Origin of the sequence: Phaeodactylibacter sp. (assembly GCF_022763345.1) — a bacterium.
In the GTDB taxonomy this organism is placed as follows: Bacteria; Bacteroidota; Bacteroidia; order Chitinophagales; family Saprospiraceae; genus Phaeodactylibacter.
On record NZ_JALEGS010000049.1, the window covers coordinates 1 to 26,136 of the forward strand.

General features: G+C 52.8%; 22 protein-coding genes. 2 read left to right on the plus strand and 20 right to left on the minus strand.

Features of this window, described 5'->3' with window-relative positions:
• Positions 1 to 382 precede the first annotated feature (382 nt).
• Positions 383 to 1,021: a sugar-binding protein gene (locus MRY86_RS12655; RefSeq protein WP_293571539.1), complete on the plus strand. Its 639-nt coding sequence runs from the start codon at positions 383 to 385 to the stop codon at positions 1,019 to 1,021.
• Positions 1,022 to 1,129: 108 nt separating this feature from the next.
• Here the strand turns inward: MRY86_RS12655 and MRY86_RS12660 are convergent, their stop codons facing one another.
• From MRY86_RS12660 to MRY86_RS12745, 18 genes are all read right to left on the minus strand, one after another.
• Complete coding sequence (locus MRY86_RS12660; RefSeq protein WP_293571540.1) at positions 1,130 to 1,693, minus strand: bifunctional nuclease family protein; 564 nt, start codon at positions 1,691 to 1,693, stop codon at positions 1,130 to 1,132.
• Positions 1,694 to 1,725: 32 nt separating this feature from the next.
• A complete protein-coding gene (locus MRY86_RS12665) occupies positions 1,726 to 2,835 on the minus strand; it encodes a hypothetical protein (protein ID WP_293571541.1) in 1,110 nt (369 codons plus the stop codon).
• Positions 2,836 to 2,841: 6 nt separating this feature from the next.
• Entirely contained in the window at positions 2,842 to 3,243 is a 402-nt protein-coding gene (locus tag MRY86_RS12670) for a group III truncated hemoglobin (RefSeq protein ID WP_293566268.1), read from the minus strand.
• Positions 3,243 to 4,307: a hydrogenase expression/formation protein HypE gene (gene hypE / locus MRY86_RS12675; protein WP_293566269.1), complete on the minus strand. Its 1,065-nt coding sequence runs from the start codon at positions 4,305 to 4,307 to the stop codon at positions 3,243 to 3,245. Before hypE ends, MRY86_RS12670 begins: the two co-directional genes overlap by 1 nt.
• Positions 4,308 to 4,320: 13 nt before the next feature.
• Positions 4,321 to 5,433: a hydrogenase formation protein HypD gene (gene hypD / locus MRY86_RS12680; protein ID WP_293566271.1), complete on the minus strand. Its 1,113-nt coding sequence runs from the start codon at positions 5,431 to 5,433 to the stop codon at positions 4,321 to 4,323.
• Between the two features lie 46 nt (positions 5,434 to 5,479).
• On the minus strand, positions 5,480 to 5,764 hold the full coding sequence (locus tag MRY86_RS12685) for a HypC/HybG/HupF family hydrogenase formation chaperone (RefSeq protein WP_044216940.1): 285 nt from the start codon (positions 5,762 to 5,764) through the stop codon (positions 5,480 to 5,482).
• Positions 5,755 to 8,085 (minus strand): carbamoyltransferase HypF, encoded by a 2,331-nt coding sequence (gene hypF / locus MRY86_RS12690; protein WP_293566272.1) that lies wholly within the window; start codon positions 8,083 to 8,085, stop codon positions 5,755 to 5,757. Before hypF ends, MRY86_RS12685 begins: the two co-directional genes overlap by 10 nt.
• Positions 8,085 to 8,807 (minus strand): hydrogenase nickel incorporation protein HypB, encoded by a 723-nt coding sequence (hypB, locus tag MRY86_RS12695; protein WP_293566274.1) that lies wholly within the window; start codon positions 8,805 to 8,807, stop codon positions 8,085 to 8,087. Before hypB ends, hypF begins: the two co-directional genes overlap by 1 nt.
• A 235-nt stretch (positions 8,808 to 9,042) precedes the next feature.
• Entirely contained in the window at positions 9,043 to 9,408 is a 366-nt protein-coding gene (locus MRY86_RS12700; RefSeq protein WP_293566276.1) for a hydrogenase maturation nickel metallochaperone HypA, read from the minus strand.
• A gap of 14 nt (positions 9,409 to 9,422) precedes the next feature.
• Entirely contained in the window at positions 9,423 to 10,934 is a 1,512-nt protein-coding gene (locus MRY86_RS12705) for a hypothetical protein (protein ID WP_293566278.1), read from the minus strand.
• The gene (locus tag MRY86_RS12710) at positions 10,909 to 11,232 is read right to left on the minus strand and encodes a hypothetical protein (RefSeq protein WP_293566280.1); all 324 of its coding nucleotides are present in this window, start codon (positions 11,230 to 11,232) and stop codon (positions 10,909 to 10,911) included. Before MRY86_RS12710 ends, MRY86_RS12705 begins: the two co-directional genes overlap by 26 nt.
• The gene (locus MRY86_RS12715) at positions 11,232 to 11,603 is read right to left on the minus strand and encodes a hypothetical protein (protein WP_293566281.1); all 372 of its coding nucleotides are present in this window, start codon (positions 11,601 to 11,603) and stop codon (positions 11,232 to 11,234) included. The genes MRY86_RS12710 and MRY86_RS12715 overlap by 1 nt, the downstream gene beginning before the upstream one ends.
• Before the next feature lie 5 nt (positions 11,604 to 11,608).
• Positions 11,609 to 12,097: a hydrogenase maturation protease gene (locus MRY86_RS12720; protein ID WP_293566283.1), complete on the minus strand. Its 489-nt coding sequence runs from the start codon at positions 12,095 to 12,097 to the stop codon at positions 11,609 to 11,611.
• 178 nt (positions 12,098 to 12,275) lie between these two features.
• Positions 12,276 to 13,874, minus strand: coding sequence for a nickel-dependent hydrogenase large subunit (locus tag MRY86_RS12725; protein ID WP_293566285.1), 1,599 nt, complete (start codon positions 13,872 to 13,874; stop codon positions 12,276 to 12,278).
• Between the two features lie 86 nt (positions 13,875 to 13,960).
• Entirely contained in the window at positions 13,961 to 14,941 is a 981-nt protein-coding gene (locus MRY86_RS12730; RefSeq protein WP_044216925.1) for a hydrogenase, read from the minus strand.
• A gap of 297 nt (positions 14,942 to 15,238) precedes the next feature.
• Entirely contained in the window at positions 15,239 to 15,865 is a 627-nt protein-coding gene (locus MRY86_RS12735) for a TetR/AcrR family transcriptional regulator (RefSeq protein ID WP_293566288.1), read from the minus strand.
• A gap of 433 nt (positions 15,866 to 16,298) precedes the next feature.
• Complete coding sequence (locus MRY86_RS12740) at positions 16,299 to 17,015, minus strand: pirin family protein (RefSeq protein ID WP_293566290.1); 717 nt, start codon at positions 17,013 to 17,015, stop codon at positions 16,299 to 16,301.
• A 174-nt stretch (positions 17,016 to 17,189) separates the two neighbouring features.
• Positions 17,190 to 19,094, minus strand: coding sequence for a LuxR C-terminal-related transcriptional regulator (locus MRY86_RS12745; protein ID WP_293566291.1), 1,905 nt, complete (start codon positions 19,092 to 19,094; stop codon positions 17,190 to 17,192).
• A 642-nt stretch (positions 19,095 to 19,736) separates the two neighbouring features.
• On the opposite strand from MRY86_RS12745, the gene rpsU reads away from it, so the two are divergent.
• Positions 19,737 to 19,928: a 30S ribosomal protein S21 gene (gene rpsU / locus MRY86_RS12750; protein ID WP_044216921.1), complete on the plus strand. Its 192-nt coding sequence runs from the start codon at positions 19,737 to 19,739 to the stop codon at positions 19,926 to 19,928.
• A 163-nt stretch (positions 19,929 to 20,091) separates the two neighbouring features.
• Here rpsU and MRY86_RS12755 read toward each other — a convergent pair whose 3' ends face one another.
• Together MRY86_RS12755 and MRY86_RS12760 are read right to left on the minus strand one after the other, a co-directional pair.
• On the minus strand, positions 20,092 to 23,082 hold the full coding sequence (locus tag MRY86_RS12755) for a gliding motility-associated C-terminal domain-containing protein (RefSeq protein WP_293566294.1): 2,991 nt from the start codon (positions 23,080 to 23,082) through the stop codon (positions 20,092 to 20,094).
• 14 nt (positions 23,083 to 23,096) lie between these two features.
• Positions 23,097 to 26,036 carry a gliding motility-associated C-terminal domain-containing protein gene (locus MRY86_RS12760; RefSeq protein WP_293566296.1) on the minus strand — a complete coding sequence of 980 codons (2,940 nt, stop codon included), beginning with the start codon at positions 26,034 to 26,036 and terminating at the stop codon, positions 23,097 to 23,099.
• Between the last annotated feature and the right edge of the window lie 100 nt (positions 26,037 to 26,136).

Here is a 26,136-nt window from a genome sequence, read left to right on the forward strand (position 1 = left end):
AAAATGCGCGTTTGGCGGGTCAAATAAGTATTTTTCCATGACGTCACTGTTCACAAGGCTTTGGTTATCAGCCGAAGTGCACCTCCAAACATACACTGAGGCATTCGGTATCTTTTTTTTGGGTCAAATAGTACGTAGTGTTGCCTTTCTTCGTGATCCGTGATTTTAGGTAATACGTTTTCCCTTTTGTGGTTTTGAATGTGAATGGCATGTTATTTTTATTCATTACGGCAATAGCTGAAGTTAAAGAATTGTGGAGCAATATAGTGGGAAAAAAGCTATTCTGACTTTGTATAATGCCTAATCTGCCGGGCTCAAACTTGCTTTTGCACTGCTTGAGTAAATTTTTGGGGTGTTGTTTGCAAATATGTACCTTGCCCAAATGAACAGCCACAAACCCACAAAAACCTACCAGGTAAGAATAGTCCCTACTCCACCCAATCACTTCCCCAACTGGCAACCCGCCACCATCCTCCGCGACTTTTCTTCTCCCTGGCTGGAAGTTGAAGAGACGGGTGTCAATTTCCGCGCTCTCCACGATGGCGTGCATCTCTATTTCCGGTTTGATGTACAGGAATCCAATATTCTGATCTACGAAAAAGACCACACTAAGTTCGACGTCCTCAATTCCGAGCGGGTGGAGATTTTCTTTCGGCAGGATCCGGAATTAAAGCGGTACTACGGACTGGAGATGGACCCGCTCGGCAGGGTCTACGATTACCAGTCGAGCTACTACCGCCAATCGGATAAAACCTGGGGCTGGCCGGAAGGGCATCTGCAACTGGAAACGGGGCGTACGCCCTCTGGTTACTGGCTGCAGGGGCGGATCAGCTTTGAGTCTCTGCGCAACTTGCACCTGATTCAGGATGGCGGTTACCTGCAAGCGGGTTTATACCGGGGGCGCTGCCTCGACATCACTGGAGATAAAGCCACTTTTAACTGGATCACCTGGGTGGACCCTCAAACCGGGCAGCCGGATTTTCATGTCCCTTCATCATTTGGATGTCTGCAATTGGCATAAGCCAGGCAATGGAAGGTGCCGCCCGGTGCCCAGCCCAAAGGCAAACTTTATATGTTAGAGGTGAATTGGGAAGAAGCGGCACAAGCCTATACCTTCAGTGAACAATAATCAGGAATTTGACAGGCGGGTGATAGCATCCCGAATACGGGAAGCCGATTGGTAATCTTCCCGTTTCACCGCCTGCTGCAATAAGGCTTCTAACTCAGGCAATGTATAGTCCTCAAGCTTACCTTTGATCCAAGCGGTATTGGGCGTTAGGCGATTGGATAGCATACCATGGTCGTCCATGATATTGCCAGCTACTTTTACCGGACAAGAAAGCCGAAGCGCCAGGGCGATGGCATCAGAAGGGCGGGCATCCTGCTCGAAAGTATTGCCATCGGGCTTTCTGAAAGTGAGCAGTGCGCAAAAAGCCTCGCCTTCCATACGGTTAATCTTTGCTTCCCGCAATTGGAGCCCTGCCGATTGGAGTACTCCGGCAAAGAGGTCATGAGTGGCCGGGCGCGATAGTTCCCGGCTTTGTACCGCCAGGGCAATGGCCTGTGCTTCGGCATGCCCCAGCTTGATGGGTAACCGCCGAAAGCCATCCACTTCTTCCAGTACCAGCACAAAAGCCTTTGATTGATCGGGCGCATCCGTAAGCGCCGCCACTTCAACCGGGATGTAATCCATAGGTTAGCAGATTAGGGCGGTTTGAAAAAGGCCTACCGGGCAAGCTGATTGATGACGATGCGGTGATTGCCAGTATCGGCTGCAACCATAGTCTGCCCTTCGATACTCACCTGAAAAGGCCAGTAGAGGCTCTCCTCGGTCGTCCAGATGGTATCTTTATTTTCGCTTCCTGTGGTAAAGTTTTTCTGCCCGATCAGGTTGTCGGCCGGGGTATTATGTTCGGAAGGCAGCTGCTCAAACCACAGGATGCGGCTGTTGCCGGTATCGGCCACCCATAGACCATCTTTATAAAAGCAGGAGTCATAGCACCAGTTCAGGGTATTGGCCTGTGGGAACCAGCCGTACTGGTTTTGGCCGTTTCCGTCAAAGGAAGCCTGCCCAATGATGACATCTGCTTTGCTGCTAAATGCCTGCTTCCAGTCCTGCCAGAGTAGTACCCGGTAATACTGCGTATCGGTAATGGCCAGGGCACCATCAGGGCTGACTTTCACCGAGTAAGGCCAGATGGGGTCATTGTGGTCGTAGTCGCGCTCCTCGAAGGAAGGCTTGCCCAGCACTTTGTCCGCAGCGGCATAGTTGGAAGCGGGAATGGCCTCGAAAAACAATACCCGCCGGTTGCCTGTATCGGCAATCCACAGGTGCTGCCCATCTGAAAATACGCCGTAGGGCCAGTGCAGGGACTGAGCGGTAGGGTGGTGGCTAATCCCGGCTACATTAGCCTCATTACTTTCAAAATCGGGCTGTCCGATGACCACGTCTGCGGGTTGGCCGTCCTTTTCCGGCAATTGGTGCCAGACCAGAACGCGGTGGTTCCAGGCATCGGCTACGATCAGCCGTTGGCCATCCGACCAGATGCCGGAAGGGTAGAACAGGGTGGATGCTGAAGTGCCACCACCTGCGTTCCGGCCAGTTTCGGCTTTGGCGGGCTGTCCCAGTACCACATCCGGATCCTGAAATTCCTGCCCGGGCAGTTGGTGCCAGATGAACAGGCGGTTCTGGGCGGTATCAGCAACAAAAAGCCGGTTTTGACTCAGGAATACGCCTCTTGGAGCAAGCAGAGGGCTGCCTTCTGCGCCTTTAAAAACCCGGGTGTCCTGAAGAAGCTCGGGGCGTAATTGTTCCTGTGTGGAAGTCGGTGTCATCGTTCTTTAGTTGTTGAGCTCCTTGCGGCGGCGCTCCAGGTTATCAATTTTAACCCGGATAACGGCAGCGATCGACCGGGCTTTTTGTTTGGCTTCTTCGGCTTTGGGGCCTTCGAAGTGGGTGTTGACCGTAGCCTGGAAATGCTCCAGCCAGCGTTCGAAGTGGCGGGCTTTAAGGGGCTTTTCCATGTGCAGCGCTAAGTGCTTCTGCAAGGTGCCACCCTGATAGATACCGGTTTGGAAGAGGACCGTTTCCCAAAAATCACAAATCAGTGGCAAATGCTCGGCCAGGTGTACGTTGGCGGCTTCCAGAAAAAAAGGGCGCAGCAGGCGGTCCTCCAACATTCGTTTGTAGAAGTCGTCCACTAGCATCTCAATATCATTGCGGTTGTTAATATCTTTCTTCATCAGCAAATCCGTGGTAGTTGCTCTCCGGTGAGCATGTTCACTACGCGCTTGCCACCAATGCTGCTGGTAAGCACGGTCTTGCGGGGATGGTCCGTTGTGACTTCCCCGATGATGGCGGCATTCTCGCAATATGGCTGCTCCCGCATCATAGCCAGGGCTTCATCCGCGTTTTCAGCAGCCACTACGGCAATAAAGAGCCCTTCGTTAGCTACGTAGAGCGGGTCGAGCCCAAGCATTTCGCAGGCACCAGCCACCTGCGGGTCAATGGGCAGTTGGCGCTGTTGCAAATTCACGCCCAGCCCGGTGTCCCGGGCAATCTCCGTAAGTACAGTAGCCACACCGCCCCGGGTAGGGTCGCGCAGGAGATGGATGTCGGGGCCAAAGGTGTCGAGCAGCGCCCTGACGGCGTGGTTCAGGTTGCAGGAGTCGCTTTCGATCGTGGTTTCGAACTTCAGCCCTTCCCGTACGGACATGATGGCCATGCCGTGGGTGGCCAACTGCCCGCTCACGATGATTTGGTCGCCGGGCTGTACCCGGTTGACGTCGATTTGTGCTCTGGGGTGCAAACGGCCAACGCCGGTGGTATTGATGAAGACCTTGTCGCCCTTGCCTTTTTCCACCACTTTGGTATCGCCGGTGACGACTTGCACGCCCGCTAGTTCACAGGCGACCTTTACCCCGACCAGCACTTCCCAAAACTGCTTAACCGGCAGCCCTTCCTCCAGGATGAAGCTCAGGGACAGGTACTCGGGCAGCGCCCCGCACATGGCGAGGTCATTCACGGTACCATTCACCGCCAGCTCACCGATATTCCCACCCGGAAAAAAGATAGGGGAAATGACGAAGCTGTCGGTGGTGAAGGCCGTAGGGCCGCTGAGGTTCAGGGTCGCTCCATCATGGCGCTTGTCCAGAATGTCATTCTTCAGTACTTCAAATACACCGCTGTCCAGGAGCCGGTTGGTTAGCAATCCACCACTGCCGTGCCCGAGTGTAATTACCTCAAAGTCGAGTTTGGGCATTGGGCATTGCAGCTGCATGCGGCGTTTTTGGTCAGTTATTGCCATAGTTTAGTGGGGGTTAGGGTTGTACGGTTTCGAGTTCTTCCAGCATGCCAGAAAAGTGATAATAGGCGGCGCAGGCGCCTTCTGAGCTGACCATAGGGGCACCCAGTGGGGTCTCCGGTTTACAGGCTTTGCCAAAATTGGGGCATTCGAATGGTTTTTTGATGCCCTTCATGACTTCGCCGGCGATGCAGCTGTCACTTTCCGGTGCTTCCGGGATGTTGACATCAAACTTCAGGCGGGCATCATACGCTGCGTATTTGGCCTTGAGCTCGTACCCGCTGCCAGGGATTACTCCAATGCCCCGCCACATCCGGTCTGTAATATCGAAGACCTCTTCCAGTGTTTTGATGGCGTGGGGGTTGCCTTCCGGGCGGACCATACGGGCGTACTGATTTTCCAGTTTGTGCTCACCGGTTTCGAGCTGTTTTACGGTCATTAGGATGCCTTGCAGCAAATCCACCGGTTCGAAACCCGTTACCACAATGGGGACTTTGTATTTGTCCACCAGCGGATAGTATTCATTGATGCCCATGATGGTGCAAACGTGGCCGGCAGCGAGAAAGCCCTCAATTTGGGTGGCTTCATCATCCATCACGGCTTCGATGGCGGGCGGGACAAGTACGTGCGAAGTGAGAATAGAGTAGTTTTTCAGCCCGTAACGGTCGGCATGTATGACAGATAGTGCATTGGCCGGCGCGGTAGTTTCAAAGCCCACGGCAAAGAAGACCACTTCCCGGTCCGGGTTATCTTTGGCGATATTTACCGCTTCTAGGGGGGAGTACAGGATGCGGATGTCTGCACCATTGGCTTTGGCTTCCAGCAGGCTCTTTTCAGAACCTGGGACCCGCAGCATATCACCGAAAGAGCAAAGGATGACGTTTTTTTCTTCAGCCAGGTAGACCGCCTTGTCGATCAGGTTAAGCGGGGTGACGCAGACCGGGCAGCCGGGGCCATGCACCATACGCACCTCATCGGGCAGCATATCTAGGATGCCATTTTTGACCAGGCTGTGGGTTTGTCCGCCACAGACTTCCATGATGGTCCACGGGCGGGTGACGGTTTTCCTGATTTCGTCGAGGTATTGGCGGGCCACTTCGGGGTCCCGGTATTCACTGAGAAACTTCATAGCGGGTTATTTTTTAGGAATCAGAAAATGGGGGCATCAGTGGCTGTCAACTATACTCTTTCTGGTCGGGCAGGAAGCCGTGAATGTTCAGTTCTTCTGCCACTTCTCCCATTTGTTCCAGGTATTTAAAGGTTTGCCTGGCCTCGGCTTCGTCGACCACGCTAATGGCTACGCCCACATGCACCAGCACATAGTCGTCTACCTTGGCATGAGGCACCATTTCCAGGCTCGCTTCTTTAATGATGCCACCAAAGGACACCTTGGCGACCTGGACGAGCCCGTCGTATTTGGATTCTATTGTTGTTATTTTTCCGGGGATTGCTAAGCACATGGTTGAGTGTTTTTAAGGAGTGAAGTATGTGGTGCAGCTTTACGCTGACCAATCAGGTAGCAGATCAGCTGCCCGAAGGCGATATTTTCGTCGTTTGGGGAAAGGCGTTCGTGAAAGTAAGCGGTATAGCCCTGTGGTAGTGCATCGGTCAGCAAATCGATCAGCAGCCCGTTTTGGAAGACACCGCCTGAGCAGGCAATATGCTGTACGCTAAGGGTAGTAGCTGCAGTAACGGCGATTTGTGCCAGCGTATGGTGGAAGCGGGCCGCAATCAGGCCTTTAGGTGTACCTTGTTTCTGCTCTGCCAGGATTTGAGCCATTACAGGCTTCACCGGAAGGGGAGTGCCCGCTTGCCAGTGAAAATCGTAGGGTTCGGGAAGCCTTTCATGAGCAATATGTTGCCGGGCGAGTTGTTCCAGTAAGGTAGCTGCTTCTCCCTCGTAGGTTTGGTGGCTGGCGAGCCCAAGTAGGGCAGCTACCGCATCGAAGAGCCGCCCCACACTTGACGTTTGCAGCCCGGCATGGCGGTCCAGCATACGGTTGTAGAGGCTCCATTCTGTATCCGAAAATAAGGGTTGGAGGCAGGCTGCTGCACCCGGTAGCCCAAAGGTGGCGGACAGGGCGGAAACCCGGGGCTCTTTTGGCATTTTGTCGCCCAGTATGGCACTGAAGTAATCGAAATGGGTGACCCGTTCAAACTGATAGTCCTGGTAGAGAAAACATTCCCCGCCCCAGATTTGCTGGTCATCGCCCAGTCCGGTACCGTCCCAGATCAGCCCGAGTACAGGTTCTTCCTGATCCCACAGGTGATGCTCGCCCAGAATGGCGCCAAAGTGGGCCTTGTGGTGTTGCACCAATTGTAGCGGAATATCCTCGGACGCACTGAGCTCTTGTGCAAAATGGGTGGAAGGGTATTCAGGATGAGCGTCGGCGAGAATGATTTCAGGGCAGGCTGCCAGGGTTTGGGTCAGGTGGGCATAAGTCGCCTGATAATGTTGTTGGGTTTCGTATTGCTCCAGGTCGCCCAGGTACTGACTTAGAAAGGTCTTTTGCCGATGCAGCAGCCCAAAGGTGCTTTTGAGCATAGCACCTGTAGCCAGGATGGTCTGACTAGGCCAGGGGATGTCCGTTTCCAGGTAGGAAGGGGCGAGCCCGCGGGAGCGCCGCATCCAAATTGGGCGATTTTGGTGTGGGGTGAAGGCCAGTACGCTATCGTCCTGTGGCGTGGCGATCGGCCGGTTGTTCAGCAGGATTTGATCGGCAATTTCGGAAAGGGAATGCAGTGCGGTTTCATCCTGATAGACAATTGGGGTATTACTGATATTGCCACTTGTAGCGACTACCGGTTGGCCATATTCGGCCAGCAGCAGCTCATAGAGTGGGGTGTAAGGTAGCATGACGCCGATCTGCCCCAATCCGGGTGCGATATCGTCTATGGCCAGCTGGGCTTTGGCGGTTTCTTTAAAAGGCAGCAGTACAATTGGGGAGACTGCCCCTGTGAGGGCCTGAGCAGCTGCCGGGCTTACCTGTGCCATCTGTTCCAACTGGCTGAGATTGGGGAAAAGCAGGGCGAAAGGCTTGGTGGGCCGCTGTTTTCGGGCGCGGAGTTGTTGTACCGCTTTAGCGTTTCCGGCATCACAGGTAAGCAGGTAGCCTCCAATACCTTTGATGGCGACCGTCTGCCCATCTGCCCAGGCCTGGGTGACTGCGTTTATGATTTCCGTTTGGGACAAGTCTCGTGGTGCTCCGTTAGCCCAGAGGGTTAAAGCTACGCCACATTCGGCGCAGGAATTGGTTTGAGAATAGTAGCGCCGGTCGGCAGGATCATCGTACTCCTGCTGGCAAGTGGGGCACATCTGAAAGGTAGCCATTCCGGTATTAGCCCGGTCGTAGGGCACCGATTTTATGATGGAATAGCGGGGGCCGCAGTTAATGCAGGTCGTGAAAGCATAGCCTGAGCGCCGGTTCCTGTCATCATGAATATCGGTCCGGCAATCTGCACAAAGCGCGACATCGGGCGTAAGCAGCAGGTCGGGCTCACCTTCGCTTTGGCTGTGCATAATCTGAAAGCTGGCGAAGGGCTCCGGGGCAATCACATGGTATTGTAAACTAAGGATGCGGGCCAGGGGCGGTGCCTGATGCTTCACCTGCCTGCAAAAATCACGAATGCCTGTTTCATCCGTATTCAACCGGATGTGTACGCCGTCCAGGGTATTATTCACCCACCCATTTAGCCCGAACTGATGTGCCAAACGGTAAATAAAGGGGCGAAAGCCAACGCCCTGTACCTGCCCCTGAATATGGATGTGCCAGGTCTGCATTAGGAAGCGGCTAAGGAAGCGGCTTCTTTTTTCTCGGCTACCTTGTTCAGCAGCCAGTTGCACCAGGCATCTACACCAGTACCATTGATGGTGGACAGCTCCATCACATCAATGTCCGGGTTGATATCCCGCGCATCCGCTACAACATTATCTACGGAGAAAGGCAGGTACTCCAGCAGGTCTACTTTGGAGACGAGCATCAGCTCACTTGTAAGGAACATCCGCGGGTACTTCTTGGGTTTATCATCGCCCTCAGTGGTAGCGATGAGCGTCACGCGGTAATCTTCGCCAAGGTCAAAGGAGGCGGGGCAGACGAGGTTCCCAACGTTTTCTATGATCAGTAGGTCTACGCCATCGAGATTGAGGCTCTCCATAGCCTGCCAGACCATCTGTGCTTCCAGATGGCAGATGCCTCCCGTGACGATCTGCAGGGCATCCCCGCCTACGGCACGCAGCCGGTCAGCGTCACGTTCGGTTTCCAAATCGCCCACCAGGATTTTGATATTGATCTGATCGCCAAGGCGCTTGATGGTTTCCTGCAGGAGTGTGGTTTTTCCGCTGCCGGCTGAAGAGGTGATATTGAGCAGGAGGATATTTTGCGCCGCCATTTGCTTTCGAATACTATCGGCAACAAAATCATTGGCCTTCAGGAGGTGCATGGTCGTGTTATCACAAGTTACTGTGCCCCTTGCGGCTTTGGAGGACCGTTGGATTTTTTGCATGTCTTTTGTTTGCTTTTGCTTGTATCCTTACAAGGTACGCATTGAGGGAGAATAAAAAAAGTAGAACTCCGGTAAATCTCTGTGTTCCTATGCCCTGGGCTTTGCAAAGCCAATTAAAATTTTGAAAACAGGAAAGAGGGTATGGCGTTTAAAGGCTTAAACCCATGGGAATTAATGGGTTTAAGCGGTTGGGCGCGATTGCTCAGTGTCGTTTGTTGAATTTTGGCCACTTTTTCTAAGCAGAGCGCACCGAGGCCGGTTCTGCAAAGTGGATGCGGTGAATAAGCAGCTCTGTACCGCTCACCACATCGCTGCTTGGGCGGCCGCAGGAGCAGGCAAATTTGTAGTCTTTCACCGGTGAGTTTTTGTCACAGACCGGGCAGTATACTTCAATAGGGACGGTTTCGATATTCAGCGTGGCCGTTTCGTACTTGCCTTCAGATTGGGTTACGGCAGCAAAAGCATTTTGCAGCAGTATAGGCTCTACGTTGGAGAGTAGCCCCACCTTGAGGTCCACTGCCTGAAGGCGGCTAAGCTCCTCCGGGCTGAACTCAGCTTCGAGGGTATTGAAAACAGTGCGTATGAGTGATATTTCGTGCATGGTCGTCCAGACATTTAAGCGTAAGCGGAACGCAGTTGCTCCAATTCTTTGAGATGGGCGGCGGCTTCCTCGCGAAGGGCATCATCGGTAGCAAGCCGGGCGGCTTCCTCTGCCTTGTCCACCATATCCTGATAGCGGGTTTCGTCGAGTTTATCTTCCTCCATCCCCAGGTGCCACTGTGCGTTGATGTAGTTGAGCAGGATCAGGCAGCGCTCTGTAGGGAATTCAGCAGCGGTGCGGATGCTCAGAGCTTCCTGATAGTAGAAAAGGGCCTTCTCAAAGTTATCTGACAGCTTCGCCTGCGGATATTTGGTCAGGGCGTTGCCGTAGTGGTTGCATACGGTAGCGTAGGCATGGGGATGGGTATCCTTTTGGTAAATGTCCAGTGCTTCGCGGAAAGCAGAAGAGGAGACCCCTGCCCAGATGCTTTTCTTTTTTACTTCGTCGGGGATATCCGCGTAGATGATGCCGAGGTGGTGCTGAATGTCGGCATAGACTTGCGGGGCTTCTTCCCGTGTGAATATCTGTACGGCTTTTTGGAAACTTTCGGCAGCCGGGCGGTAAAACTGAGGGTTGTTGGCTTGGGCCCAGGCCAGCAGGAGTATGCCTTTTCGGTAGTTGGCTTCAGCAGCCAGCAGTGGCAAATTTTCCTGCTCAAAAGCAGTCAGGGCTTTGTTGTAGCAGCCGTGGCTTTCAGACCAGTTTTCACTGAATTGTGCCACCTGTCCGGCTTCCAACAGTAGCAGCGCTTGTTCTACATTCCGGCCCTGGCTTTCATAGTGGGCCAGTACGTCGCGCATCATTTGCTGCAAGGCCGCCAGCTGATCCTGAGGGTAGGGTGGGGTCAGGTGTTGAGTCCATATTTGGCAACGGGTGCGCTGCAGCTCCATCCGTGCATCTGCTGAAATATCGGAGTGGAGGGCAATATTTACCACCCGGTCTGCATCTTCGTGAGCCCCGCTGTCGAGCAGCAAAAGGGCAAAATGCTGGGCGGTGAAGGCCCTGTACTCTTCATTAGGGGCGCACTGAAGGGCTTCCAGGTAAAAGTACTTGGCTTTATTGAGGTTTGGCGTGTCGAGTGCCGAGCTGTAGTGCAGCACAATGGCCTGATTGTGCATGAGCCGGTACTCTTCAAAGGGAGAGTAGGAGGAGGGGATCTCCTCCGGGGCTACTTCAATGCCCTGCTGCAGGCGGTTGAGGATATCAAGCTCCAGGTACAGGCTGTGGTTGCCTGCGCTGAGCAATCCCTGACAGCGCTCGAAGTTGTTGAGGCGGGCGTAAAGCAATCCCAAAAAGTTGGGCCCGTCCAGGTCTATGGCTTCTGGCAATAAATAGGGCGGATAAATATTATGCCAATCGATACCGGTATAGATTTCACCCTTACGGATCATCAGGCTATGCGCATTGGCTGCCGGGCGTTCTTCAAGGAGGTCTGCCAGGCGGACGAGCTCTTCCAGGCGGTCTTCTTGTTGGAGAAAGCTCCGGAGCTGCTCGTGGATATCAGTTGGTGCATATACGGAAAGCATCCCATTCAGATTTTAGTGTGCCGCGGGCGTCTTTTCGGATGCCACGCTGCAGGATTTTTGCGTAAGTCAGTGCTTTTTGTTCGGAGTAGTACACATCAATTTTGCGGGTAATGAACCGCATGGCGTTGTGTACATCCACGAAAACCATCGAAAGGTGCCAGGCACTGTTTCTGGCTTGCAGGCAATAACGGACTTCGGTGTCCATTAGCCATGCTTCTTCGGACAGCAGGTCGAGGGGCGTATCCGGAGCGGGGCGCTCAGCCTCCTCTGCAATTGTAAGACTCGGTGTAATGAACATCAGAGGCTCACATTGAGTACCCCGAGGGCATCTTCCGCTTCGTAGGCCAGCGTCCGGTCCTCTGCTGGAATACCATTGTCAATGAGCAATTCGTGCAGCGCTATAGTCCGGTTGCCCTGAGCGTCACCGGCTTTTAGTAAATGCTGTTTCGATTTGTGCAGCTGCCGGAAGAGCTCGTTCTCCGCACCTGCAATAAGGAGGGAGCGTTTCTGCGGGTAATACACGAGGTGTACATTAAAGGTACTGCCAAATATGCGGTCTGCAATTGCTGTGGGAATGACTAAATGCGATGTGCGAAGGCTCACCGCTGCCTGTTCCTGCTGCTGCGCTGCCCGCATTTGCTGCTGTAGTGCTCTGGGCGGAATAAACATAGCTTTTATTCGTTTTGCAGTCGCTCTTTTAATAAGGCGACGACCTGGTCGGCACCTGCTTTGGCCTCATCAGACATACCTACGTTGAAGCGGGTGTCTTCTACGCTGATGAGGTAGACTTCTACTTCTTCCGGGTAATCGTCCCCAAGTATTTTGCGGGCATAGGACAAGGCCTGATTCCACTTCAACCCATGCAGAAATACCAGAGGGTCTTCTTCAATCTGCGCTTCTACTTCTGATGCTGGCAGCCGGTAAATGGTCCCGGTCGCTTCGCCGGTATTGACTACAGCGTCTATCAGGATAATGCGCTGATGGGCTTTGAGCTGAAACAGGACTTCAAAGGCGGAGGTGCCCATGTCAAAGACCTGGCACTTTTCCACGCCTTCGAGGGCTTCCTGAAGCCGCTGCGCTACGTAAACACCCACGCCATCATCTGCCCGGACAGGGTTGCCAAAGCCAAGGATCGCGGTGCTTACGGGTAAGGTTTGTACCATAGTGGAGGTTCGTTTTTCTTACAGATGGGGGGAGCCCGGACTACAATGATACAGCCCGGGCTTGCCCTGAAAGTACGTCGCTATCGGTTTTAGTTAAAATGACTTGTTGCGGGACGTCAGATGGCTTCAACCGGTGAATGATCCGGGTTGAGTTCATTTGTGTCCCATCAGGGCAAGTCTAAAGTTTGAATTTAGCGAGTTGCTTGCCAGACTTATTGTCGTGTGCATGCACGGTACAGACCAGGCAGGAGTCAAATGAACGGGCCACCAAGCCAACTTCCACCGGATCGTGGGGGTCTTCGATTTCCGTGCCTTCCAGGGCTGCTTCAATCGGGCCGGGATTGCCTTCCGAGTCATTCGGGCCGACATTCCAGGTGGTAGGAGCAATGATTTGGTAGTTCTCAATCACACCGTCCTTGATCTTGATCCAGTGTGCAAGTGCACCACGGGCGGCTTCCGTAGCCCCCCAGCCGATGCCATCTTTCTCTTCCGGTTTGATATAGAACTCATCGTCCAGGTTGACCTGGCTGAGCCAGTCGTTGATCATGGTATACAGTCGTGGTGCTTCGTGTACCCGTGCCAGGCTCCGGGTAAAGACCGAAGGCCCCATCTTTTCCATGATGTCTGCAAAGAGCGGGTCTTTGATCTGATGATCTGCATTGGCAGGGTTAGCCGCCATGATCACCCTTGCGAGTGGGCCAGCCTCGGCAGCGTGCTGCATAAAGCGGGGCGCTTTGGACCAGCTGTACTTACCGTCAAAGTCGGTATGCTCCAGAGTCGTGGAGTTGATAGAGGCATCCGGTGCAGGTTCATCGAATGGGTGGAGGGCATTGGCCTGGTTTTCATACCAGGCATGCTTCACGTGCTCTTCCACCATCTTTTGATCGGCATCGTAGTATTGCTTGCCGTCCCAGAAGCCAGCCGGGCTGATGAGGGCTGGGTTACGGCCCTCGATGGTCGGTTTGTTGTAAAGATCTTTATGGAGGTAGGTGCCCCATGCCAGGAACTTGCCTACACCCTGACCGAATTTGTCGAGCCCGAATTCAATACCGGCACGCAGGAAGAGACCGAGATCGCTGTTGCGGTGGCTTTCATTCTCTTCCAGCCACTCCATCATATCGTCCCAGCTCTGGATTTGCAGGTAGCGCTCAATTGAGCAGCCCAACCATACCGGCTCGAGCCAGTCGTTGCGGAACTGATTCATGATGGCATGTGCCCGGGTGATATCCTTTAAGGTAGGGGCGCACATCACGCCGCCCGGAACCATGTAGCTCGAGTGTGGCCATTGGCCGCCAAACAGGGCATACACTTCCACCGGGCGCCCGCTCGCAGTCACACCTTTCTGGAAGGAGGTGCCCACATAGGCAGCAAAGCGCTTGACGACTTCATCGTACAAAGGCTTATTGGCAAATTTCTTATTCGCCAGGTCGGTTGCAAAGATGGCATAAAACCAGCGCGGAATACTTTGGATGGTCTCTGTAGCCTGGCCGATGGCCCGCAGCAAAAGTGCGTTGGGCGGCAGCGTTGTTCCCCAGGCTGTATCAAGAGCAGAGGAAGCAGAGTACAAGTGGGACCCCCCGCAAATGCCACAGGCACGAGGTGTCACGATCAGGCCCGACTGCGGGTCCTTGCCTACGAGGATTTTTTCGAAACCCCGGAACATGGCTGCCTGTGTATGTGCGCGGGTGACCCGGCCGTTTTCCATATAGACTTTAACGTCCAGGTCGCCTTCTACCCGGCCGACCGGAGATATGTTGAGTTCTTTAACTTGAGTCATTTTTAGCTTACAATTTTGACAATAACTAGATTGAGGTTAGGGATGGGCGCCGCCGCTACAGCATGCCCGTCATCCGGCGTAGACATCTACTTGGAAGTCTCGAAGTGCTCCTTATTCACGCCCATCACGTTCTCGAGGGTGCCCATGACTTTCTCGAAGCCAGCCCGGCTGTAGTAAGCCAGTTTGTTGGTGCCGGCAGGGGTATCCTGTGGCAGGAAGCCGAGGTACTTCAGCGTTTTGAAGACACTACCTTTCTTGAGATCGTGGTGCGGGAAGCCCGGTTCGGTACAGCCCAGGCAAGGGTGGTTGGCCCGGGTCTTGCTCGACTGCCGGTTCCAGAGGATACGGTTGCAGCTCGCCCGGGTCATCGGCCCGCGGCAGCCTACTTCGTAAAACAGGCATCCACCGCGCTTGCCAAAGTGCCCGTCTACTTTCTGTGCGAAGCTGATGGCATTGGGGCAACCATTTTGTACGAAATCAGTGAAGAAAGTCTTAGGGCGGTGAAAGTCATCCAGGAGAACATCACCAATACGGCCGGTAGCGATAGCTACGAGAATTTGCGTGACCCAGTCCGGGTGTGCCGGACAGCCCGGGATGTTGATGACCGGTAAGCCACCTTTAGACTTGAAGTCAGGGCCCAGGTAGCCCCCTTTTGCTTCTTTATGGAACTGCATGCCCGTAGATTCGCTCGGGTTCGGTGGTACGGCAGGGATACCGCCCCAGGTGGCGCAGTCGCCAATAGCGACAACGAACTGGGCAGCGTCCGAGAGCTCCTGCACCCAGTCTTTCATGGGGCGGTCCGCAAAGTAGTTCATCTTTCCTGTTCCATCAGGGCCTTCGACTACGGAGCCTTCAAAAACGAAAATGTCGAGTTGTGTTTTGCCGGAAATACAATCATTCATCAAGTCGGTAACCTGATGACCGATTTCCAGACCTACGGTAGGGTGCCACAAAATGTTGATGCCAAAATCGACGATAAGCTCTACAACGGTGGGTTCTTCGGCGTTCAGGAAGGACATGGTGTTACCACTACATGCTCCGCCCTGCAGCCACAGGATGTTTGCCATGCTTGCTAATATTTTTGTTTGTTGTATAGTACTTCGCAGTGAATAAGGGACATCAACTGAGGCTTTGCAAACTTAGCATTGGACCAGATCGCCGGGGAAGTGGCAGGAGGTTGGTGATAAATCAGCAAGAAATTGAAGTTTGTCTCTCCACTTTTGAAGGCGAGCAATCAAAAGAACCTATGTCTATCAGTTTACTCGACAATAAAAGTATGGAAAAAATGGAATTAGAAAAAATTTTCTAATCCAATAAGGCGTAATTGACGTTATTTGTATTTTCTCTAAATAACCATAGGGCAGTCAAAAATAAAGATCGTAAGGGGACTGCAACATTTGTTCGTACTCCCGATGACCAAGTTTGGTGAACAGCGGGATGAGCAGGTTCCAGACGGCAGTTTTATAAGCTTCCAGGCCGGGCAAAACCGTTGACCGTACCATCTCTTGTGCCATGTAGTGGGTACTTGTAGCCCAAAGCTGCAGGGCGAGTCTGGTATGAAAGCCCGGGCGGGGCTCAGGGCTCATCACCCCTCTTGCGGTATTGAACTCCAGGATTTGGAGCCATTGCTGCACCTCGGTTTCGATATGTTTTTGGTATTCGGCTTGTACATCAGGGAAGGCTCGGGTCACCTCCAGGGTGTCGAGGTAAAAGAAGCGGTAGGTTTGCTGATGTTGGAATACGGCCTCCAGCAGACGGTCGATGTTGTCGAAAAGAGGGACGATACGGAATTCCCGAAGGAGTTCGATCTGTTCGGTTTCCAGCTTTTTGTAGAGTCCGAGAACGATCGCCTGCTTGTTGGGGAAATGATACGCCAGGTTGCCCACGCTTTTGCCCGCTTCGTCGGCGATGTGCTGCAGGCGGACATTGACCATACCATCGGCGTTGAAACGTTTTAGAGCCGCGGCGAGTATTTTTTCTTTGGTGGACATAGGCTAAGCACATGCATAGTTGTGGGGCAAAAATAGGCTTCCTTCGGCTAATCTTTAGTATGGGCCCTGCTTTTCATTTGGAGTAGGCCTCTCAGATAGGTTTAGCATGTTATAATAGTTTTGATTGATGTCAATAGGAATTTAATCAAAAGAGTTATGCAGTGGCAATAGAACTCTTCTTATGGATAGTGAGTATACAGCTTTCAAACTTGAGAAAAAGCATTACGGCAAAAGGTTTGAAGACCTTTACAAAGCGTGCTATGGTGTGCTGAGCAAATATGGCGAAAACCTTCGGTGGGGTGCTCTGCTAAATCGCGCTATGGCCTGCGCCAAATGCCAGGGGCCCTAAACGTGCCGTTCAAAACGCCGGTATTGTAAATCATCCCGAATCGAGGTATCCACCTGATTCGGGATGATCGTTTCACGGGGGGCTTTAATTCAACTCCATCGGCACTTCCATCAGCAGTACCCGTGCATCGCTATCGGCTGTAAGCGTCAGCTCATCCACTTCCCATACACCCAGGCCGTCTCTTTGGTGCAGGGCCTGCCCGTTGAGGGTCACATCGCCTTTGATAACGAAAGCGTAGACGCCGTTGGCTGTATCTTTAAGCTTGTAGGTGGTTTCAAAACCGGCCTCCAGCGTGCCCATATGGAACCAGGCGTTTTGGTGCACCCATACGCCATCGTCTTCCGGGTTGGGCGAGAGTACCTGTGAAAGTTGATTGTGCAGTTTGTCCGGGTCGAGCGTGATTTGATCGTAGCGTGGCGTTACATCTTTTTTATTTGGGAAGACCCAAATCTGCAGGAACTTCACAGGCTGATCAGCATTTTTGTTGTACTCGCTGTGGTAGATGCCGGTGCCTGCGCTCATCACCTGCACGTCGCCCTGCCGGATGACGGTCGTGTTGCCCATGCTGTCTTTGTGCTCCAGGTCCCCTTCCAGCGGGATAGAAATGATCTCCATATTATCGTGCGGGTGGGTACCAAAGCCACGGCCCTCGCTGACCACGTCATCGTTCAGCACGCGCAGTACCCCGAAGTTCATTCGGTCCGGGTTGTAGTAGCCGGCGAAGCTAAAAGTATGATGGGAGTTGAGCCAGCCATGATTGGCGTGGCCACGAGTATTCGCTCTGTGAATTACGGTTTTCATGATCTTCGAATGTTTGATGTACTGCAAAAATCAGGGTTATTTACACCTTATGCGATGTAGAAACCGAAGGCATACCTATAAAAAGTTCGGATTCCGATGGTTAAACACCGGATGCAGGCCAGTGTTGTCAGTATCCCTGCCTTATCATTCAGCAATGTTTGAGCGAACAGCTGCTTATGCTTCTTCGGATGCCAAAGGCTCCAGATAAAGCAGGTGGTTTCGCAGGAGTGCTTCCAGTGAATCCTCTTGCTCTATTTCTAAGGCAGATCTGAGGCGGTAGCGGGCCATTTCTACCGCTTTGACGCTCACCGACAGGATTTCCGCGATTTCCTTATTGCTCAGGCCGAGGGCAATAAGCATAGCGTACCGCAGCTGTTTGTCTGTAAGGTTCGGGATATCCCGGATCAGAGAGCGGGAAAAGTCAGGATAAAATAGCTGAAATTCTTTTTCGAACTGGGGAAGAATATCTTCTTCCATGAATATCTGATGAATTTTGCGCTCCAGGTAGTCCGGGCGTTTGTGATATCTGGTAATGGCTTCACTGACTTTAGGCTTGAGCCGGGCAGCCCAGAGGCTTTTATCCAGCACCGCTGTTTTCTGATATTCCAGCTGCTGCCGGGTTTGTTGCTGTTCCTGTGCGAGGCGTTTGTTGCGTTCCCGTATGGCTTCCTGCTTTGATTTGGACCGTTGCCTGTACTGCCAGTAGTTGAAGCCTAATAACAATATGGTTAAGATACTAAAGGCTACAGCCCAGGTGAAGTAAAGGGCTTTGCGCTCTGCCAGGTCTGCCCGCACCAAGGACAGGTTTTCCCGGGCAATAGCTTCTTCGGCACGGGTCCGGTACTCTTTTACTTCGTAAGCCACGGCTATATCCTCTGCGGCACGGTTTTGGTCATGCTCCTGTTGTTCGAGCAAAGCATTAACATGCTGCGTTTGATATTGGTAGGCGTTTTCCCATTGGCCGGTACTTTGGTAGAGTGCTGCCAGGGCTTCGTAAAACCGCGCCCGGTTGGCAGGAAAGGAGTCCTCTGGAATATAGCTAAGCCCTTCTCTGTAAAGGGCTTCTGCCTGGTCATCCTGTTTGGAAAGTTCATGATAGCGCCCCGACCAATAGAAGTGCTCAAATAAAGGCGGTATACCAAGCTCCTGATAGTGTGCGGAGACCGCATCGAGAATTGGCTTCATTTCGTGGGCCGCATTTTGCTGCGCGTACAATTCCAGTAAGTAATAATAGAGCTCTTCCTGATTAATGTCAAAGTTCATCTCATCACCCAGCAAAGTCTTCAGGTGCTGTTCAGCCAACTCCAGTTCCCCAGTCTCAAGATAAGCATAGCCAATACTACTATGCAGCAGCCTTTCCAAATAGGGATAGTCTATGTGCTCCATGGAGTCCACCAATGGCTCAAGGACCTCAAGGGCCCGTTGGTGCTGCCCCCGGATATTATGCACCACACCTATATTGTGACGGATCATTAGCCGTCTGCCGGTGGAGTGAAGAGTGGTGTCACGGATACTGTATTCGAGGGCCGTTGAAAAATGGGCAAGCGCATTACCCGGCATCTCTAGCTCAACATAACAGACGCCCATAGTTGCGAAAGTATTGGCAATAACGAAAGGACGGCCGTTCCAGTCCACTGCATCGAGGGCTTTTTGGTAATACTCCAGCGCTTCATGGTAATTGCGTTGAAATAATTCAGTATTGCCTAGCGTGGCCAAGTCTGCGGGAAGTGCTTCGGCGTTGTCCGTTAACAGACTGTCCTGCCCGATGGCAAGAAGGATGTAAGCCCGGGCGGAGTCAAACTTCCCAGTATTATTATAGTACTGCCCCATGAAATTGTAAAAGAGCTGTTTGTACTCTGGAGTCGTCAGGTGGTTGTTCCGGTAGTAATCGATCAGGCAAAGAAAATGCTCATCCTCTTCGCGCATGAGATCATAGAGCTGTATGATGAGTTTTTTGGGGGGCTGTTTGGAAATATTTTCGCCTTTCAGCCAGTTCGTACAGTCCTCAACGGCCCAAAGATTAATAGAAAGCAGCAACGCCAACAGCGTCAGATGTAGTGGGGAACTTAACGGTTTCATGTGTGCCGGGGTTTGGTAGATAGTGGGTTAAGTTTTTGTTTTACAGGGTTTTGTGCTATAGTGTAGAAGCGCTGTATCGTTAGATTAGAAAGGAAATTGTTGATATTCCAAACATACCTCCTTACCATGCGTAAAAGCTTTTCGATAGCTGTCGTACAGACAAAATATGCTATCTTTTTTGAATGAGCAAACATAAGATTTATAAGCCTGCTCAATACAGTGAAGATTTCACTCGCTGCATACCTTAAACCGAAAAAGAATTTTTGTGCATTTATCAGTACGGATGCCTGCTGTTTAAGGCAGGTATCTTTTCTAACACTATGAACTCATGTCCACAGGGCTTGTCCCTGATTTTTTTCTTCCAATCCTTTGCTTGCTTTAATCAGGCAAATAAACACATTAGCGATTGGGAGCAGATGTCTGAGTTTTAATAATAGGTTCCCCTTTGACCTAAAAACGGCGGCCCACTTCTTTTAACAGAGGTGGGTCGTTTATTTTTCCTTGCCTTGTTATAATTTTATTGTTACCTTTGCCGGGCAATTTTGCAGACCTGCCACAGAGGACTGTGATTTCGCCGATTGATTTGATTATTTTTTCACCAAACGGGCAGGATGTTTTCGCCCTCAATTTTATAGTTCGTACATGATCATCATCAACGTAAAAGAAGGAGAGTCTATTGACCGGGCGCTGAAGCGCTACAAGCGTAAGCACCGTAATGTTGGCGTAATTAAGGAATTGCGTAAGCGCAAGCAATTCACAAAGCCTTCCGTTGAGCGCCGGCACGAAGTGCTTAAGGCTCGCTACAAGCTGGAAAAGCAGAGAGACTTGGGATAATCGCAGCAGATAACTAGCTGTCTCTTTCATATCGTTTCTTCTGTTCTTCTCCGGTTTGGAAAAAGAACCGAATCCTACATATACCCTAGCATAAGAAAAGGTTTCAGGTGAAGTTGTCGCCTGAAACCCTTTCGTATTTAATAATGCTCGGACCGTTTTGAACCTACCTTACAACCTGTATGTCGCCTTCAAAAAGGACAACGATACCATCAATGAATTCCACCTTTGCATAGTAGGCATACACGCCAATCTGGGCGGGCTCTCCCCGGAAGGTGCCGTCCCATCCGAACTCTGGTGCATTAGGCGGGAAGTTTTGCCCATCGTACACCATGCCGCCCCAGCGGTTGAATATCTTTAGCTCCTGCACCCGGCGGGCTCCCGGCCCTGCATACACGGTAAAGGCATCGTTCCTGCCATCCGCATTCGGTGAAAAGGCGTTGGGGATAAACACCGGGCGGTTCTTAATCACACGCACACTAACAGAGTCAACCGCCAGGCAGCCGTTCTCATCGGTCACTGTGAGCGTGTATAAAGTGGTATTGACCGGATTGGACTCCGGGTCTTCGCAATCCGTGCAGGAGAGCGAATCGGGCGGCATCCAGCTGTAGGAAACATCGGGGTTGGACACGCTCGCATCTATTTGCCCACTATAGCCCAGCTCAATCCGGATGTCTTCTCCTGCATCCACGATGAGCTCCGGGGGCTGGGATACGCTGCCCTGAATGCTGGCCAGGCACCCATTGGCGTCCATGACTGCAAAGGTGTAATTGCCGGCAGCGAGGCTGTCAAAGGCTGGCGCTACCTGAAAGATCTGCTCGTCTGAACTGAATTCATAAGGCGGCACTCCTCCCGTACCTTCCAGTACAACGATGCCTGTCGTATCCCCAAAACAGAGAACGTCCTGAATGTCTAATATCGAAAGCTCAAGCAGTGGGGGCTGTGTGATCGTCGTATCAGCCGAAGCCACGCAGCCATTGGCATCCGTAACGGTATAACTGTAGGTGCCTTCTCCCAGCCCTCTGATGGTCGCTTCCGCCGAACCGGTACTCCACTGTATACTGTACCCTCCGGTGCCGCCTTCCGGAGTTGCTGTGATCAGGGCATCTGCTTCTCCAAAACAGCTGATACCCTGCACGTCCAAGCCAGCTACCAACAGGGGCGGATCTTCCAGTACGATGTTGAATGTGCCTTCGCACAGGTTAGCGTCAAGGGCATTGACGGTATAGGTCCCTGCACTTAAACCGTTTATAGCGTTGGTGGTCACGAAGCCATTTCCATCGTTGAAGTTGTATTGATACGGCGGTTGCCCATTGGCTATATTGATGGTGATGGCGCCATCAGAGAAGCCCGTACAGGACGGGTTGACAATTCCGGGCTGTGCGGGGTCAAGCAGGAGCTCTAGTTCTCTCACCGGAATAGTGAGTTCTGTGATGCAGTCGTTGGCATCGCGGATGACTACCTCGTAGTCGCCTACAGGCAAATCGGTTAGCGTATTGTCATTGCCGAAAGGCTGCCCTTCCCAACTGTATTCATAGGGAGGCGTGCCACCGGTCAGTTGCAGCTCAATGCCGCCATCGGTGCCTCCATTACAGGTGGGCATGGTGATGAGGGTGTCTACATCCAGCGGAGGTGGACTGTCTACAGTGTAGGTGAGTACAGAATCACAGGTAAAACTATCAGTAATTGTAACCGTATAGTCTCCCGGAGGAAGACCCGTAATCGCCACGGAGTCACTACTACCATTGCTCCAGTTGAAATCATAGGGTGGGTTACCATTGGCAACCGTAAGAAAAATAGCACCGGTACTATCATCAGGGCAGAGCACATCAGCTATCGCATCATCGATGGTAAAACTGCTCTCGCAGCACTTGACGTAGATCGTTTCCACATGCGATACAATACACCCATCACTGGTGAGCACCCGGAGCAGGACACTCTTCAGCCCCGGGCTGCTATAGGTAACCTCGTGCGGTCCCTGCCCGGTAGCTGATGCCGGGCTGGCATCTTCTCCGAAAGTCCACTCCCAGCCTGAAAGGCCGCCGATGAAGCTGGACTCGTCTACAAAAGTGATGCTGTTTTCCAGGCAGAGGGTGTCGAGCTCAGGCTCGGTCCTGAATTCTGCCTCCGGGCCCAGGAAGGTGCCTGTGCCACCAAACTCCACAGTGAAACCATTGCCGGACTGGCTAAAATTATTAACGACAAGCGCGTAGCTGACTCCTGCCTCCATTTCAATTGGGGCGACAAAATTGTCATCTCCAGGGTCGCAGCCACAGTTTTCGCTCGTATCCTCCTCTCCATCTGCCAGACCGGTCGCACCGGTACAGGGTTCCCATATATCAAAATCGGCTCCCACCACCTCACCGGAGGCCATGCACCGCAGGTCGAACTTTTCATCACAGTTGTTAATGCCATTAGGCAGTTGGTAAAGTATGAAATCAAGATCGTCTGCGGGATTAAGTGGATTGAGGGAAAAGGTAAGCGAACCAGCTTCGTCGCAAGTCCATTTGTACCACGCGGAGCCACTTTCGCTCAGCGGGCAGGAAAAAGTAGAGCAGGCCACATCGCCAATTTCGTTGGGGTTGCTGCCAACTCCGGTGACTTGTTCAACGGTGAAAGGGGATTTATCGCAGAGGATCACCCCGGTATTGCAATCGCTGGAAGGGTCGGGGATGTCATTGTAGTTATTCACACAAAGCTGGAAGGTGCCCTGATTGCCGCCCCGGGCACCGACCTGAATGTAGTAAGTCTGCCCGATTTCAAGAGGCCCGGCAAAGAGCTGCCCGCTGCCCACGCCAATGGCATCCGAGAAGCAGCCAATCTCCGTGAGCGTGCCACATTCCCCGCTGTAAACAGCAAATTGCGGATTCTGTAGCGTACCGCCATTGCTTTGGCCAGTGGCACCCGCCACACTCACATTAACAGTAGTGGCTTCGGCCACAAAGGAAAACCAGACATCATAGTTGTCTTGGTTATTCGGAAAACAGCCGGTGGTAAAACCGGAGTCATCGAAACCTGCATTGGTGTAGGCACCGCCTTCCGAGCACCAGCTGCTCACGTTGGGCAGGTTAGTGGCAGAATTGCAATCCTCGCCCTGCGCGAGCATAGACAAAGGCAGCAGCATTAAAGTAAAGCAGAACAAGCTATGTTTTCTCATTGCTCAGGTTTGTGTCATCGGGTAAGGAGGACATCCGATTGGAACTGCCTCACTGTACCATCAATAAATTGCCCTTCCATAATACAGGTATATACACCAACAGGCATGGGCTGGTTCTTCGCACGACCATCCCATTCTAAAACGGCATTTTGGCCATTTGGATTTTGCGCTTCAAAAATCAGCCCGCCCCAGCGGTCGTAAACTTGCAGGTAGAGCCACCGCTCCAGCGCAGGGCCACCCTGAGGCGCCCAGGTATCATTAATACCGTCGTTGTTGGGTGAAAAAGCGTTGGGCAGATAGGCCGGATACCTTAACAAAACAGTCAAATTTACGGAATCTCTAATACTACAGCCTTTGTCATCGGTGATTTCTATCTGGTAGGCCATGGATTGTGTGGGCTGAAGGGCTTCAGGGGTTGCACAATCGGTGGAGGACAAGAAGTCGGGCGGCGACCAAAGAATGAAGGGCTCTATTGCGTTGGTGATAGCCCGAAGCCGGGCATTATCTCCCAAAATGATGGGGCTGTCGGAGGTGAGCGTTAGGGTAAGGCGTTCGGGAGCGGGAACAGTTGCATCAGTTGTAGTAAGGCAATCGCGGCTATCGGTCACCGTGATGCCGTAGGAGCCCGCAGCAAGATTAGGGAAAGCAGGATCGCTCTGTGCAGTTGAACTGCCGATTTGATAAAAGTAGGGCGGTTGCCCCCCGATGGCCACCACGGATAGGTAACCATTTTGGTCGCCAAAACACAAAGGCCCGGCTATAGAGTCGATGGATGCGCTCAGCGGCTCAGGGTCTGTCATTTCATAGGTGGCGAGGGCAGTACACCCATTGAGATCGGTAAGGGTCAGGGTGTAATTGCCTGGCGGCAAAGCGTCCCGTTGTGGAGCATCGCTGCCATTTTCCCATGTATAGCTGTAGGGCGGTGTGCCTCCGGATGGCGCAGCCAAAAGCAGGCCATCGGCAGCCCCTGTGCAGGAAATGGTGGTGGGTTGCAGCCCGGCCTCAAGCGGGGGCGGGTCTGCCAGCTCAATGATGAATTGCCCCTCGCAGAGATTTGCGTCCAGCACATTGATGGTGTAGGTGCCGGAGGAGAGCTGGCTCAGCGCATTGGATGGCACGTAGCCGTTGCCGTCATTGAAATCAAACTGATAGGGTGGGAGCCCATTGGCGATAACCAGCGTGATTTGGCCGTCGCTCCGCCCAAAGCAGCTGGGCGGTGTAATATCGGTCACTTGCGGGTCCAGCATCAGCTGTAACTCCTGGAGGTTGATCTCGAGCGTGTCCATGCAGCCCAGGCTGTCCTGAATGGCTACGGTATAAAGCCCTGCGCTTAAATTGCTGAGCGTGTTGTTATTGCTGAAGGGCATACCTTCCCAGGCGTAGGAAAAGGGCGGGGCGCTACCGGAGACTTCGAGCGTGATGCTGCCATCCACCCCGGCATCACAACTGGGCAAACTCAGCAGTGTATCTATTTCAAAAGGCTGAGCAGGAGGGACTTCAAAGGTGCGGATAGCCTGGCATTCCGAAGTGTCAGAAAGGGTTACGCTGTACAAGCCTGTGGCAAGCCCTGTCCTGGAGTTGCTGCTGGAGCCATCTTCCCACGTGATGAAAAAGGGCGGCCCATTGGGGCTTTCAATTTCCAGCGCAATGCTTCCGTCGCTATCGCCCGGGCAGGAGGGGGGCACAGTGCTGGCGTTGACCAGGAAGTTATCAGTACAGCAAAGTACTTCTATGGGCAGGATTTCAGTGGAAGTACACCCTTGCGCCGTTGTGGCGCGCAACAGCACCAGCTGTGTGCCGGAATTGCTAAATGCCACATCGTGTGGCCCCGGGCCCGAAGCAAAGGCAGGGGTTGCACCATTGCCAAACTCCCATTGCCAGTCCACCACATTGGAGCTGCCCGGCGGGTTCAGCCCCACGAAAGTCAACAGGCTGTCCTGACAGACTTCATCGGCTTCTGCTGCGAGGCGTTCTTCCCCACCCACAAAGCTGGCCGTGCCCCCAAACTCCACTTCGAAACCGATGGTCGTCTGCGAAAAATTGTTGACCATCAGCCCATAGGTGACACCTTCCTCCATCTGGACCGCAGCCAGAAAGTTATCATCCCCCGGGCTGCAACCCGGAGCTTCAGAAACGTCAAGCGCGGTATCGTTCAGCCCGGTAGGGCCAATACAAGAGGATGCCATGCAGCGCAGCACGGTCTTTCCGGAGCAGTCGCCCGGCCCATTCGGAAATTCGTAGAGGACAAAATCGAGGTCGTCAGTCTCATTGATTGGCGTAAGCGCGAAAGTCAGGCTCCCCGACTCAGCAGCGGTCCAGACAAACCAGGTGGAGAAGGTCTCTACTGGCAGCCCGGCAATATTCAGGCATTCGGCGTCATCAGCTTCACTCGGGTCGTTGCCGCCATCGGTGACCTGCGGTATGACAAAAGGAGCCTGATTGCAGAGCACGGCGGCCTGTGGGCAATCTGAGGTAGCGGTGATTGCTCCGGAGTAGTTGTTGAGGCACAGGGAGAAATTGCCGATAGCCACCCCCTGTACTTGCAGGTAGTAGGTCTGCCCAAGTTGCAAGCCTGTTTCGATGATTTGCAGGGACAAGCCGCTGCCGGTCTGGCAAGTGACTTCCGTCAAATCTGTACAGCTGCCGGCATACAGTGCGACCTGCGGCTGGGAAAGCTGGTTGCTGAAAAAGCCACCGAGCACAGAAATACTTACGGAAGGGGCTACCGCAGTGAAGGAAAACCAAACATCACCTTCTGCTGTAAAACAGGAAGGGGATTGATCCGGGTTAGCGGAAGCTTCAACGGTAGTGAACTGCCCATCTGAAGAGCACCAGTTGACCGGCTCCTCAATGAAAAAAGCATTGGCGCACTCATCATTGGCAGGTTGTGCCAAGGCCCCTAGTAAAGGCAGAATGCACAGCCCTGTTACCAGTATAGATTTTGTCGTTTTCATAGCGTCGGATGTGATTCCCCCGAAAGTTAAGCAATAAAATCAAACCCTGCCCGATAGCCTTGGTCGGCAGCTTTCCTCAACCTTTGGTTTTTTGTACCTT